The following is a 13,900-nucleotide window of genomic DNA, read 5'->3' on the forward strand; positions in this document are numbered from 1 at the left end:
TTTTTTTAATCGCTGTAATCGGAATTTTTTGTTTTAGGGCGTTTTATGGCTTGTAATGATCAAGAAGAAAAAGACGGTTTGGTGTGTGCTCCGGTGATTATCCCTACCTTGTGTCGGTATGATCATTTTGCGCAGTGCATAGAATCTTTATCCCGTTGTACTTGGGCCGACAGAACCGATGTGTACATTGGTTTAGACTACCCGGCAAAGGAGTCTCATTGGGAAGGCTACAATAAAATAAAGACGTACTTGGACACTTGTGAACTGAAGTTTAAGTCGCTGAATGTTGTTGCCCGTGAACGGAATTATGGCTTCGGTGCCAAAGGAAATGTGGCTACACTGCAAAAACAAGTGTTGACTCAGTACGATCGTTTTATTATGTCTGAAGATGATAATGTATTCAGTCCGAATTTTTTGGTTTTCATGAATAGGGGCTTGGAAAAATTTAGGGACGATAAGTCGGTTTTTGCAATAAATGGGTATAGACATTTCTACCCGGTCAAGGTGGGAAAGAACTCCTTTCTTAGGCAGAATATCGAATTTTCTGCATGGGGCTATGGAATTTGGCGAGATCGGGTAAGGAACTTGCCTCCTTACGATTATTTTGCAAACAATTTTACGCTGAAAAAATTTTTTAACGTGAAAAAAAACATGGGACGTCGACGAGCCTTGAACTACTGGGATTTCTATTTTAAGCCTATAAAGTCGTGGTTTGATGTCCCATGGAGTATATATGCATATTTAGAAAATATGGATGTTGTTATGCCTTCGGAGGTTTCACTTGTTAGAAATATCGGCTGGGATGGATCTGGCGAACATTGTGCAGGAATGGACGATATCGCTCAACGGCATTTGACACAAAAGATCTCTGAAAAAACGGATTTTGTTTTTGAAGGGACTGGACGGGAGTTCTATGCCGAAAACCGTGCAGTCTATAGGAAATATTCTTACGCTAAAATGAATGTTTGGGTGTTCTGGAGAAGATTCTGCAAAAACCTTCTTAAATATTTTATGAGAAAACTTTGTGGAAAGGGGCCGTGCGGCAAGGAGTAATAATGGACGTCTCTATCATCATTGTTACATATAACACGCGGCAGATGACGGCGGAATGTATTGATAGCATTTATCAAGAAACTTCAGATGTCGATTTTGAGGTAATCCTTGTTGATAATGCGTCAAGTGATGGTAGTAAAGAGTTCTTTGAAAAAGACGGACGTGTAAAATACATTTATTCCCAAGAGAATCTGGGCTTTGGGAAGGCGAATAATAAAGGCGCTGAGTGTGCTCGAGGCAAGTACTTGTTCTTGTTGAACTCGGATACCTTGCTGGAAAACAACGCTGTGAAATTGTTCTACGATTTTATGGAGAAATCTGATCCTCGGGTGGCATGTTGTGGCTGCCTTTTGGTGAATAAAAATCATGAACGGATTCACTCGTTTGGCTCTTTCCATACTATGATGAACTCCATTGTGGAACGATGCTGGCCGTTGGAACGTTTTCGCCTTTTTTTGATGTTGGGAAAATTTCCGAAGTACGATAATCCAAAATATGAAACGTCGCAGGAGGCCTTTGATGTCCCGTTTGCGACGGGTGCGGCACTATTCGTGAAGAAAGAAATCTCGGATAGGCTTGGGCTTTTTGACCCAGATTATTTTATGTATTCGGAAGACATGGATCTTCAACATCGGTATTTTGAGTCAGGCTATAAAAGCGTTGTTATAAAATCTCCCCGTATAGTTCACCTTTTTGGGCAGAGTTCAAAAAGTGGATCGATAAAAAAAATGGAGATGATACTTAAGAGCCTTTTCTTATATATGAAAAAACACTATTCCTTGGGCTATTTCTTTGCGTTTTGCGTCATGTTTAAAACAATTTATAGCATTTCGTTTCTTTTGCGCCGAAGCCGTTCAATACATGAAAAAATATCTCATATAAGATTTGTGCAAAAATTGTGACATCCGTTATATTCTGCTTGTTAGCGGTTATACGAGCCTCCCTAAGGCGATGATGGCGACGGACTTCGTAAAATATTTCTAGTTTTTTTCTATGCCCTCGGCGAGAACTGTCACGAGTAATTTTTTTTGGCGTTTTTTTGAACGCTGTGGCGCGCAAATAGTAGCGTTCTTTGTCTCTATTGTCTTGGCCAGGCTACTGGACCCCTCAGTCTATGGTGAAATTGCTCTGATAATGGTTTTTATTTCCATTTTACAGGTTTTTGTAGATAGCGGTCTTGGGTCGGCTCTGATTCAAAAGAAGAATGCTGATGATACTGATTTCTCGTCTGTATTCTATTTTAACATTCTTGTTTGTGTTGCCTTGTACATGCTTCTGTATGTTGCGGCGCCCCTTATTGCTGATTTTTATCATATTCCAGAGTTGACTCCTGTTGTTCGGGTTCTTGGCTTGACTTTGATTGTTTCTGGTATTCGAAACGTTCAACAGGCCTATGTCTCCAGAAACTTGATTTTCAAGAAGTTCTTTTTTGCGACTATTGGGGGGACTTTGGGCTCGGCTGTCGTGGGCATTGCAATGGCCTATAAGGGCTTTGGCGTGTGGTCCTTGGTGGGGCAGCAGCTTACCAATGTGACGCTGGGAACGCTGATTCTTTGGCTGATTGTTCGGTGGCGGCCTAAGTTCCTGTTTTCGTTTCAGCGCCTAAAAGGCTTGTTTAACTATGGATGGAAATTGCTTGTTTCAGCCTTGCTTGATACGGGCTACAATCAGCTGCGCCAGTTGATTATTGGTAGGATATATACGGCAAAGGATCTTGCTTTCTATAACCAGGGGAACCATCTCCCGTATATTATTGTTTCAAATATAAATTCCTCTATCGATAGTGTCTTGCTCCCTGCGATGTCTGCGGAACAGGATGATAAGGAACGTGTCCGCGCCATGACACGCCGGGCGATTAGCATTAGTACTTACATAATGATGCCTATGATGATGGGGCTTGCCGTATGTGCTGAGCCTCTTGTGCGGTTGGTGCTGACGGATAAATGGTTGCCTTGTGTGCCTTTTTTGCGAATTGCGTGTTTTTCTTTTGCGTTTTGGCCGGTGCATACGTCCAACTTGAATGCGATAAAGGCTCTTGGCCGCAGTGATTTGTTTCTTAAATTGGAAATTGTAAAAAAAATTGTTGGTCTAGTTGCCATACTTACTACGATGTATATCAGCGTCATGGCGATGGCCTATAGCTTGCTTGTTACGGGTATTTTGTGCCAGGTTATCAATAGTTGGCCGAATAAAAAATTACTCGGTTATGATTACCTGGCTCAGTTGAAGGATATGCTCCCGCAAATACTTCTGTCTTGCGTGATGGGGGCGATTGCTTATAGTGTGTCGTTTGTTGGCTTAAATGATGTGCTTACCCTTATATTGCAGGTGATTGTGGGGGTGGTTGTTTATGTCGCCATTTCTGCGGTTTTCAAAATAGAGTCTTTCGGCTACATTTTCAATATGATTCGGAAAGTCGCGAAAAATAAACCTCAAACTTGATCCGGAAAAGTCAAAAAAAAAACTTTTTTTTATATTTTGAAAAAAGGCGTTTTATGGCAAATAATCAGATTACAGTAACCTCTCCCTTGCTCCCGTCCTTGGAGGAATTTGTTCCGATACTCAAGGACATCTGGGATCGCAAGTGGCTTACTAATAATGGCCATTATCACCAGGAACTAGAAAAGGCTCTTGCGGATTATTTGGGGGTGGAGTTCCTCAGCCTGTTTACTAACGGAACTCTTCCGCTGATTACGGCTTTACAGGCGATGCGCATTACGGGTGAAGTTATTACAACCCCATATAGTTTTGTTGCTACGACGCACTCCATCTGGTGGAACGGCCTCACCCCGGTATTTGTCGATGTGGACCCCGCGACGGGCAACCTCGACCCGCAGAAGATTGAGGAGGCGATTACGCCGAAGACGACGGCGATTATGCCGGTGCATGTGTATGGCAATCCGTGTGATATTGAGGCTATTCAGGAAATAGCCGACCGCTACGGTTTGGCCGTTATTTACGATGCCGCCCATGCCTTCAACGTGAAGGTGAATGGCCGGACCATCCTGGATGCGGGCGACATGAATACACTCAGTTTCCATGCGACCAAGACATACAATACCGTTGAAGGTGGTGCACTTATCTGCCACGATGCCCGTACCAAGAAGCGCATAGATTACCTGAAGAATTTCGGCTTTGCGGGCGAGACTACCGTGGTCGCCCCGGGCATCAACAGCAAGATGGATGAAATTCGTTCGGCATACGGTCTCTGCAATCTCAAGCACATTGACGATGCCATAGCCGCCCGCAAGAAGGTTGCGCAAAAGTACCGCGCCGCACTGGCGGATGTTCCCGGTATCTCGATGTTCAAGGAACGCGACGACGTGACCTACAACTACTCGTATTTCCCGATATTCGTGAACGAGAAGGAGTACGGCATCAGCCGTGACGCTCTTTATGCGAAGATGAAGGAACACAACGTACTCGGCCGTCGCTATTTCTATCCGCTGATATCGAATTTCGCCATTTATCGAGGTTTGTCGTCTGCCTCGAGGGAGAATCTTCCCGTTGCGAATCGTATGGCAGACGAAGTCATCTGCTTGCCGATGCATGCGGGGCTTACGGAAGAAGAGGTCAATCGTGTGATTGATATGGTGTTGTCGATTGATAATCCGTAGATTGTGTCGTATGCCTTAAGCTGGAGAGAATATAATATGAAGCATTTGTTGATTGTTGGAGCACGAGGATGGGGCCGAGAGGTCTATGCTGCCGTATGCCGCACCAAACCCTATATTGATGGCGAATTTGACGTTAAGGGGTTCCTTGACAGTAAATCGGATGCATTTGAGGGGTTGAAAGGAGTTTATCCGCCTATAATCTCCTCGCCAGAGGATTATGTGATTCAGCCGGATGATGTATTCTTTGTTGCAATGGGTGATTCGCAATGGCGCAAACATTATGTAGGGATTATTGAAAAGAAAGGTGGAAGTTTTATTTCTATTATAGGATGTACTGCCTATGTTAATCCGACGGCGACTGTTGGAGAAGGTTCTTTCATTGCCTCAAATTCGTTGATTTCAGACAATGTTGTTGTTGGTAAACATGTTGTAGTGCACGTTTTTAGCGATATTGGACATGATGCTAAAATAGGAGACTTCGCCACAATTGAGTCGTATTGTTTTATGGGAGGCTACTCTGAGCTTGGCTCTGAATCAATTATGCATGTTCGTTCGACATTGATACGACACAAAAAAATAGGGAATAATGTTGATGTGGGGTCAAATAGCCTTGTTACGCGTAATATAAAAGACGGACTACATGTGTTTGGAATTCCTGCGACAAAACTTTCTTTTTAACATAAAATAGGAGATAAACATGAATATTAATGAATTTGTCGAACACTTTGCAGAACAGTTTGATGATACTGACTCAGCTGAATTCAAGGCCGACACCAAGTTCCGCGACTTAGACGAATGGTCTTCTTTGATTGCGCTCAACATCATAGCAATGGTTGATGACGAATACGACGTTACGCTCAAGGGGGCGGACATCGAAGGCGCGACAACCATCGAAGACTTATTTAAAATCGTTTCTAGTAGGAAGGCGTAGTGAAGAAATGTCTTTTTTGACCATCAAGAACATTAAATTGGAAGGGATATCTGCGGGGGTCCCGAAGAACATCTCTCCAGCAATTTCCACGACAGACAAATACGGCGCCGAGGATTTTGTCGCAACCACGGGAGTGGTAGAGAAACGTTACTCTAACGATTTCACCACGTCCGATCTTTGTTTGGCAGCGACAAATCAATTGATAAATGATCTTGGTTGGGACAAAAAAGATATTGACATATTGATTTTTGTATCTCAGACACCGGACTACATTCTCCCTGCAACATCCTGTATTTTGCAAGACAAGTTGGGACTTTCTAAAGACTGCTACGCTCTTGACATAAGTCTAGGATGTTCTGGTTGGGTCTACGGCATGAGCGTCATCTCGAGTTTGATGAGCAGCGGGGCCATAAAGAAAGGTCTACTACTTGCAGGTGATGCGCGCAAACAATGTTATGAAGAACCCGACCAATTATTTGGCTTTGCGGGAACAGCCACGGCATTGAGCTATGGACCATGCAGGAGTTTAATAAGAGGGTAGCATAAGCTACTATATTCATTGCGCAACCCCCAAAAGGTAAAACAATGGCAAAAATCAACTATAGCTCCGAGACAAGGGAACAGGTCATCAAGCTGGTCCTGAAAGGCGAAAAGTCAGCAAACCAAATAGCCAAGGAACTCGGAATCGGGCCCAATACAGTCGGTCGGTGGGTAAACGAGTACCGCAAGGAACACAACCTGCCGAGCTACCGCGAGGAACGGCGAATCCGCAAGGTGTCCGTCGAGGAACTCGCCGCCAAGAACAGGGAACTGGAAAAACTCCTGAAGAAGCGTGAAAAGGAGCTTGCGGACGAGAAGGAGACGGTAGAGATCCTAAAAAAATCCCTGCACATCTTTATGCGACCACACGACTGAAATGCGAGGCGATACACGTGAACCGCAAGAAATACTCAGTCAGGAAGATGTGCAGAGCCCTAGGAATACCGCAGTGTTCCTACTACCAGTGGTCGCGCCAGCAGGAAAAACGTGCCGAGAAGAAGGCCCGCGAAGAACGGCTTGTCCAGAAGGTCCGCGACACCTTCGAAGAAAACCACCGCGTGTACGGTTGCCCGAAGATGCAGGCGGCACTCCATGACAAGGGTGACGAGGTAAAGGTGTGGAAACTGCGCCGCATCATGCGCGAGAACGGTCTCTATCCGGTCACGCTCAAGAAATGGAAACCCTACCGCAAGGGCAAATGTGACTCCATGTACAGCGAGAACCTGGTGCAGCGGAAGTTCGATCCCGACAGTCTGAACGCCGTCTGGGCCGGCGACATCACCTACGTCAAGACTACGCTTGGCTGGGTGTACCTTGCCGTGGTACTTGACCTATGCAACAAGGAGGCGGTGGGTTATGCCGTGAGCAAGAACATCGACACGGAACTTGTCAAGCGCGCGTTGTCCAATGCCATCATGCAACGCGGCCATCACGACGGACTAATCTTCCATTCCGACCGTGGCGTGCAGTACAGCAGCATGGGCTACCGCACGATGCTCTCGGAGAATGGGATAACGCCCTCGATGAGCGCCCCGGGCTGCCCCTACGACAACGCCTGCATGGAAAGCTTCTTCGCAAGCTTCAAGAAGGAGATGGCCTACAGGCGAGACTTCAAGGACATCGAAGACGTGCGGGAGGCCGTTTTCAGGTACATCGAGCTGTTCTACAACCGGAAACGGCTCCATAGTTCGCTCGGTTACATGACACCGGTGGAATATAGGCTGTCAAAACAGGCTGCCTAGACCACAAGGGTATACCACTTAACAAGAAAAAAGGATATATTTTAACTTAACCGGTAATGAATATGGTTGTTCATGAACCCACTATTAAAAAAACTACAAATCCACTATTCTGAAAATTGTGATGACATGCAGTTCCATTTCGGAACCGACGGCAGTGGCTATGACGCCATAATCAAGCCTGTCGGAGGTACAAGGAACCAAGTAACTGCAGAGGCACTCGTGCCGCAAATGTGTAGTGACGGTCGCAAAAGGCACTTATTCCAAACAGTCATGAAAGGAATGGACGTATTCTCGTTCGGGATTACAACGGCTCCTAAAAGCATCAAGAAACTTGCAGCTGAAAACAATTTTGATCTAAATGACGTCGATTATTTTGTATTCCATCAAGCAAACAAAAAGATGAATGAAACCATTCGGAATAAGCTAAAATTGCCCGCTGAAAAAGTTCCCTATTCCATGACGCATTTCGGCAATACTTCGTCGGCGTCCATTCCCATTACAATCGTGACTCAAATTGCCGAAAATGTTCGGAATCGCCGAACAAACATCATAGGTTGTGGTTTTGGCGTTGGTCTTTCCTGGGGAACCATCCACTTTACGATGGATAATCCCGTAATATCCAACCTTGTGGAGCTATAACCATGGAAAAGTATAACCCATACAGCCTTGAAGGGAAAACCATCTTTGTAACAGGAGCTTCTTCTGGCATAGGAAAGTGTACTGCCATCGAAGCGTCTAAATTAGGTGCGACGCTTGTCATCACGGCAAGAGACGAACTGCGTTTGCAGGAAACTTTTAATTCTTTGGAAGGAAAGGATTCCCGCGAACATAAGCTGATTATTGCAGATCTGACAAATGAGGCGCAAATGAGCGCCCTTTTAGAAAATCTTCCCCAGATTGATGGCGTCGTGCTATGTGCTGGGAAGGGTTTGACATTGCCCATTCAATTCGCTAGCCGAGACAAGTTCGACGACATCTTCAATGTTAATTTCTTCGCCCCTGTAGAATTGCTCCGGTTGTTGTTTAAAAAGAAAAAATTGAACAAAGAATCATCCGCTGTTCTTCTCGCATCCTTAGGTGGAACGCAGATTTTCAGTGGTGGAAATGGCATTTACGGCGCTTCAAAAGCCGCCTTGAATACGGTAATGAAATTTGCCGCAAAAGAATTCGCATCTCGCAAAGTTAGAGTAAACAGTATTTGTCCAGGCATGGTCGACACTCCTCTCATTCATAGGGGAACCGTATCGGAAGAGCAATTGGAAGAGGACAAAAAAAGATATCCTCTAGGGCGATATGGAAGACCCGAGGATATCGCATACGCAGCAATTTATTTACTTTCTGACGCATCGTCCTGGGTTACGGGCCAGTCGATGATTCTTGATGGAGGCATTTCAATTAGGTAATACCATGGATCTCAAAGAACAAGTAAGAGCAATCATTGCGGAAATATTGGAAATTCCTGTCGAATCGCTGGATTGCGATGCCGAAATGGATCAGATTGAACAATGGGATTCTATCCACAACGTCTCTATCCTTGCGGCACTTGAAGAAAAGTTCGATGTCATGTTCCCGGAAGATGACCTGTTTGATCTGATTTCAGTCTCTACATTTGCTGATGAAATCTCGAAGCTGAAGGCCCAATAGAGAATGTACGAGCATAGCCCCCTTTGTAAGACCCTCTTTGCTAATGCTGAACGACTGGCCGGCAAAACGGCCGTTGTCGTCTCTGGCAAGGAAGTCTCTTACGCGGAGGTTGCCGGAAAGGTCCGATCTTCTGCAACAGTGTTAAAATCCCTTGGGGTCTCGGTAGGGGATAAGATTATCCTTTCCGCCCAAAAGGATGTCGAGTTCATATACCTCTATTTGGCGACCCAGTTGATTGGCGCAATAAATGTCATTGTTGATGCTGAATCAAATGAAGAACGGCTGGCTTATATAGAAAATACGATTTCGCCTGTTCTTTGTCTTGGGTACAAGTCCGAAAAATTCCGCTCTTTCTTGTTTGCTGAATTGGATATTGATTCCGCAAAGCCGTTTTGCGATGGTGTTGAAGAAGCCTCGTTGAATGCCGACAGCGTCGGGGAGATCCTGTTTACTACCGGAACGACCGGAAATCCTAAGGGCGTATGCCTTTCCTACAACAATGTGTATGCCTCTGCAAGCAATATCAACCAGTTTATTAAGAACGAGGGACGTGATGTTGAATTGCTTGGGCTGCCGATATGCCATTCCTTCGGGCTTGGACGAATCCGCTGTAATTTAATCAAGGGCGCGACTCTGGTGATTCTCGGGAGCTTTGCTAATGTCCGTCTGGTCCTAAAGACAATAGAGCAGTACCATGTAACTGGATTTGGCGTTGTCCCCGCGGCGTGGGCCTATATCCGCAAAATTTCAGGTACAAGAATCGCCCAATATGCCTCCCAGATCCGCTATATCGAAATCGGATCGGCCGCAATGCCCATGGCGACCAAGCAGGAACTTCTCCAGCTTTTCCCGAATACGCGAATTTGTATGCACTATGGTTTGACGGAAGCCTCGCGTAGCGTGTTTCTGGAATTCCACGACGAGAAACATCTGGATTCCATAGGGAAACCTGTGACGTCGAATGTTGATGTCCAGATTCTTGATTCCGATGGCAACGCCGTTCCCGTAGGGCAAAAAGGCGAAATTTGCGTAAAGGGCAACATGGTCCTTAAGCGATACCTGAATGACGATGACAATAAGGAAGCGTTTTGGGGCAATTACATGCGCACGGGCGATTGTGGCTTCCGAAATGACGAAGGATACATCTACTTGCTTGGTCGCGAAAAAGAACTTATAAATGTCGGCGGCAAGAAGGTCTCTCCGATGGAGGTCGAGGACGCGATCTGTTCTTTAGGTGTAGGCGATTGCGTCTGCGTACCCATGAAAGACGAATCTGGCATCATGGGGGAACTGGTAAAGTGCTATATTCTTAAAGACAGTACGACGATGTCTTTTGATGAAATAGCGGAAGGATTGGCATCTAGACTAGAATTCTACAAGCGTCCTGCTAAATACGAGTGGATTGATTCCATTCCAAAGACTGCGTCTGGCAAAAAACAACGGGTAAATTTGAAATAGTATGTCTTTTTTAACGATAAATAATGTCAAAATTGTGGGTGTTTCCGCTTGCGTTCCGTCGAAAGTGGAAGAGAATCTGACGTTGCCGATTTTCTCGAGTGAGAAAGAGGCCCGCGACGTTATTGAATCTACGGGCATTGAACGTAAGCACATCGTAGAGCCCGGAACGACCGCCAGTGACTTAACAGTCCAGGCCGTTCAGGACTTGTTGAAAGGCCTCGATTGGGAAGCTTCGTCTGTTGATGCCCTTGTTTATGTTTGCGTTTCCCGTGATTATATCGCTCCGATTACTTCCGCTATTCTTCAGGACCGTCTAGGATTCCGTCAAGATTGCTATTGCATTGATTTACCCTTGGGTTGTTCGGGCTGGGTTTACGGCATGAGCAATTTGGCTTCCCTTTTGTCGCATGGGGATATGAAACGCGGGCTTCTTGTTTGTGCGGAAACGAACTCTCTAAACCGTAGCCCCAAAGACAAGTCGGTAAAACCGCTATTTGGAGATGCTGCCACGGTTACGGCTCTTGAATTCGATTCGTCCTGGGATAAGCCGTTTCAGTTCTCGTTCGGAGTCGATGGCAGTGGCTATAAGGCGGTATGGACTGAATTTGGCGGAACGAGAAATCCGATTACTCCCGATTCCATTGTAGAAAAGGAAGTAAAACCTGGTATAATTCGCAAAGGCACAGATATGGTCGTGAACGGGATGGATGTCTTTGCGTTTGCGATAAAAGTCCCGCCGCGTTCACTGCAGGAACTGATTGAGCATTTTAATATTGATATAAATCAAATAGACTACCTGTTCCTGCATCAGGCAAATCGCTATATTGACGAAAGAATCCGAAAGAAATTCAAAATGCCCGTAGAAAAGGTTCCATACTGTCTGCAGGATTATGGGAATACGAATAGCGCATCAATCCCGTTAACCATGGTTACGAAATGTTCGCAAGCGCTGCAGCATGGCGAGTACAATTGTTTGGCGAGCGGTTTTGGCGTTGGATTGGCTTGGGCTTGTATGAATTTTACAATGAAAGATGTCAAATTTATTGCCTATTCAGAATATACTGGTTGAGAACATTACCTGTTTTCATGAATCTTAGCTGGTGTAGGATGGCCTAAATTTGTAGATTAGTCACAGATATGAAAAAGATTCTGTTTGATTTGACAAAGACGCAACCGGTTAACGGGAGCAAGTATCATGGTGGAGGAAAGTACGGCCTTGAAGTGTTTTATAAACTGGCCGAAATTGCTCCCCAAAAAATCAGCGGATTCTTTGACGATTCTCTTTTTATTGAAGAAAAAGTTCTTGATGTTTGTGCAAAAAACGATATACCTCTCATAAAGGCGTCCAGTAAGACGGTTGTTCAGGCCGCAAAAGAATGTGGTGGTGTACTTTATAGCCCCTTGTACGACCCGATATATAAAACGGATCCTGAAATTGAAGTCGTGCTGACGATTCACGATATGCGCCCTCTGGAAATGGTGGGCGATTCATTTGAAAAGTTTTACAAGCACAAAAGAAAATTGATTGGAACGCTCTTGTTGAAGCTTGGACTTAGTGGCCTCCGCCAGAGATTGATACAGACTAAAAAGTTTAATTCTGTTCTACGGGAGCAGCGAGATATTTTCAACCAGAAAAATTTCCATATTGTTACGGTTTCTGAGCATTCCAAGTATGCGATGCTGTCGTTTGTCCCGTCGTTACAATCGGATGATATTCAAGTTTTCTATTCTCCGTCAACAATCAAGGACGAACGTTCAGACGATTGCGATAACCCGTATGGCAAATACTATTTAATTGTTAGCGGCAATCGGTGGCTGAAGAATGGAGCTCGGGCGATGATGGCGTTCGACGAACTGATGTCGGAACGCCCTGATTTTGAAGGAAAAGTTGTTGTTACTGGGCTCCCTACATTAGACGATCTTGAAATATCGATAAAGAACAGGGAGCGCTTCTCGTGTGTGGGTTATGTTGACGAGGGAACTTTAAAACAGCTTTACAGGAATGCCTATGCTCTTGTATACCCTTCCTTGAACGAAGGTTTTGGTTATCCTCCGCTAGAAGCTATGCATGAGGGGTGCCCTGTATTGGCTTCGGCGACGGCATCTATTACGGAAGTTTGCGGTGGTGCTGCGATTTATTTCAATCCGTTTTTGATAAACGAAATAAAGATGCGTATCCTCTACCTGGAAAATCAGGACGTCCGGAAAAAGATGATTGCCGATGGGCGAGAACGAGAATTAGAAGTAAGGCAAAAGCAAACGAGTGATTTAGAAAAGCTTTGTTTGTATATCCTTTCTTTTGGGGAGGATGCATGAGAATCTTGGAATTAAATCGATGGTTGATTCCTGGAGGTGGCGAACGGTTTATTGTGGACCTTTCCAATGAACTTGCAAAGATTGAAGGCAATGAAGTCTGCCTTTGTACATATATACGCGAGGATATTAATAAAGGCGATTTTTATAAGCCTGAAATAGATGCTTCCGTAATCTATCGGAATCTAAACGGTCGCTTGGGTTTCGTCAATCAGATTATTAATGTGTTTAGGGTTTTTCTCTTTATTTTAAAGTGGAAACCGGATGTGGTTCATTGCCATCTTAGCGCTTTTTACATGTGCGTGCTGCCTTGCTTGCTTTTGCGCCGTATAAAGTTTGTCAATACCTTGCACAATGTTGCCGAAAAAAATATTAAGCCGGGCTTTGAAAAGAAACTGAAGGCATTTATGTATCGGCACGGCATGCAGGCGGTTACCATATCTCCTATTTGCTATCGAAGTTTTTCGGATTATATGGGTTTTAATACTTCTGTTATGATAGATAATGGGTGCCGTGACATCCGTAAAACAGAAAAGTATAATGACGTCTGTATGGAAGTGCTGTCCTATAAAAAGACGGCAGAGACAAAGGTTTTTATAAACGTAGCCCGGTTTAGCCCTCAGAAAAATCATCCGCTTTTGATTGAGACTTTCAATCGTCTGGCGGATAAGGGCTTTGATATAATTTTGTTGATTATCGGGTCTTACGTAGATTATCCGGAGGATTTTGACAAAATCAAGTCCCTTGTTCGTACGGATCGGATACATTTATTGGGGCATAAGAATAACGTGCCGGATTACTTGTACAATAGCGATGCGTTTAGTTTGTCGTCTAAATGGGAAGGGGCGCCGATTTCCCTTCTAGAAGCTGGCTTTGCGGGTTGTTATCCGGTTTGCACTCCTGCAGGGGGGTGTGTAGATGACATTTGCTCTGACGAATGGGGCCTTTTGTCGAAGGATTTCTCGATTGATGAATTTGAGAAGGCGGTGGTTCGTTACTTGCAAATGGAACCGCCGTCAAGGGAATCTATTTCGGCCTTGTTTAGGGGTAAGTTTTCTATGAAGGCCTGTGCGCAAAAATATATGGGATTGTTCGTGAAATGA

The 13,900-nt window shown here is 44.8% G+C and carries 16 protein-coding genes; all 16 read left to right on the forward strand.

All coding sequences use genetic code 11. The features are described 5' to 3' along the window. Window positions 1-45: 45 nt before the first annotated feature. The 16 genes from CRO08_RS11030 (at window position 46) to CRO08_RS11105 (ending at window position 13,900) form a co-directional block, all read left to right on the forward strand. The gene (locus tag CRO08_RS11030; RefSeq protein ID WP_097036229.1) at window positions 46-1,053 is read left to right on the forward strand and encodes a glycosyl transferase; all 1,008 of its coding nucleotides are present in this window, start codon (window positions 46-48) and stop codon (window positions 1,051-1,053) included. A gap of 2 nt (window positions 1,054-1,055) precedes the next feature. Beyond that, window positions 1,056-1,955, forward strand: a complete 900-nt coding sequence (locus CRO08_RS11035) for a glycosyltransferase family 2 protein (protein ID WP_141398341.1) — start codon at window positions 1,056-1,058, stop codon at window positions 1,953-1,955. A 91-nt stretch (window positions 1,956-2,046) separates the two neighbouring features. Next, window positions 2,047-3,495 carry a lipopolysaccharide biosynthesis protein gene (locus CRO08_RS11040; RefSeq protein WP_097036231.1) on the forward strand — a complete coding sequence of 483 codons (1,449 nt, stop codon included), beginning with the start codon at window positions 2,047-2,049 and terminating at the stop codon, window positions 3,493-3,495. A gap of 53 nt (window positions 3,496-3,548) precedes the next feature. After that, window positions 3,549-4,670: a DegT/DnrJ/EryC1/StrS aminotransferase family protein gene (locus tag CRO08_RS11045; RefSeq protein ID WP_097036232.1), complete on the forward strand. Its 1,122-nt coding sequence runs from the start codon at window positions 3,549-3,551 to the stop codon at window positions 4,668-4,670. Between the two features lie 36 nt (window positions 4,671-4,706). Next, window positions 4,707-5,348: a sialic acid O-acetyltransferase gene (locus tag CRO08_RS11050; protein ID WP_097036233.1), complete on the forward strand. Its 642-nt coding sequence runs from the start codon at window positions 4,707-4,709 to the stop codon at window positions 5,346-5,348. A gap of 19 nt (window positions 5,349-5,367) precedes the next feature. Next, window positions 5,368-5,601, forward strand: a complete 234-nt coding sequence (locus CRO08_RS11055) for an acyl carrier protein (protein ID WP_097036234.1) — start codon at window positions 5,368-5,370, stop codon at window positions 5,599-5,601. A 16-nt stretch (window positions 5,602-5,617) separates the two neighbouring features. After that, window positions 5,618-6,142, forward strand: a complete 525-nt coding sequence (locus tag CRO08_RS11060) for a 3-oxoacyl-ACP synthase III family protein (protein ID WP_217990587.1) — start codon at window positions 5,618-5,620, stop codon at window positions 6,140-6,142. Between the two features lie 44 nt (window positions 6,143-6,186). Continuing rightward, window positions 6,187-6,516, forward strand: coding sequence for a transposase (locus CRO08_RS11065; RefSeq protein ID WP_097034692.1), 330 nt, complete (start codon window positions 6,187-6,189; stop codon window positions 6,514-6,516). A gap of 17 nt (window positions 6,517-6,533) precedes the next feature. Further along, on the forward strand, window positions 6,534-7,382 hold the full coding sequence (locus CRO08_RS11070) for an IS3 family transposase (protein WP_176495013.1): 849 nt from the start codon (window positions 6,534-6,536) through the stop codon (window positions 7,380-7,382). Between the two features lie 72 nt (window positions 7,383-7,454). After that, window positions 7,455-8,021, forward strand: a complete 567-nt coding sequence (locus tag CRO08_RS11075; RefSeq protein ID WP_097036236.1) for a 3-oxoacyl-[acyl-carrier-protein] synthase III C-terminal domain-containing protein — start codon at window positions 7,455-7,457, stop codon at window positions 8,019-8,021. Between the two features lie 2 nt (window positions 8,022-8,023). After that, on the forward strand, window positions 8,024-8,785 hold the full coding sequence (locus tag CRO08_RS11080; RefSeq protein WP_097036237.1) for an SDR family NAD(P)-dependent oxidoreductase: 762 nt from the start codon (window positions 8,024-8,026) through the stop codon (window positions 8,783-8,785). A 4-nt stretch (window positions 8,786-8,789) separates the two neighbouring features. Then, window positions 8,790-9,026 (forward strand): acyl carrier protein, encoded by a 237-nt coding sequence (locus CRO08_RS11085; RefSeq protein WP_176495131.1) that lies wholly within the window; start codon window positions 8,790-8,792, stop codon window positions 9,024-9,026. Window positions 9,027-9,029: 3 nt separating this feature from the next. Then, window positions 9,030-10,484, forward strand: a complete 1,455-nt coding sequence (locus CRO08_RS11090; protein ID WP_097036239.1) for a class I adenylate-forming enzyme family protein — start codon at window positions 9,030-9,032, stop codon at window positions 10,482-10,484. A gap of 1 nt (window position 10,485) precedes the next feature. Continuing rightward, the gene (locus CRO08_RS11095) at window positions 10,486-11,553 is read left to right on the forward strand and encodes a 3-oxoacyl-ACP synthase III family protein (RefSeq protein ID WP_097036240.1); all 1,068 of its coding nucleotides are present in this window, start codon (window positions 10,486-10,488) and stop codon (window positions 11,551-11,553) included. A 68-nt stretch (window positions 11,554-11,621) separates the two neighbouring features. Then, a complete protein-coding gene (locus tag CRO08_RS11100; RefSeq protein WP_097036241.1) occupies window positions 11,622-12,800 on the forward strand; it encodes a glycosyltransferase in 1,179 nt (392 codons plus the stop codon). Beyond that, window positions 12,797-13,900 (forward strand): glycosyltransferase family 4 protein, encoded by a 1,104-nt coding sequence (locus CRO08_RS11105; protein ID WP_097036242.1) that lies wholly within the window; start codon window positions 12,797-12,799, stop codon window positions 13,898-13,900. Before CRO08_RS11100 ends, CRO08_RS11105 begins: the two co-directional genes overlap by 4 nt.

The organism is Fibrobacter sp. UWT3 (genome assembly GCF_900230125.1).
GTDB lineage: Bacteria > Fibrobacterota > Fibrobacteria > Fibrobacterales > Fibrobacteraceae > Fibrobacter.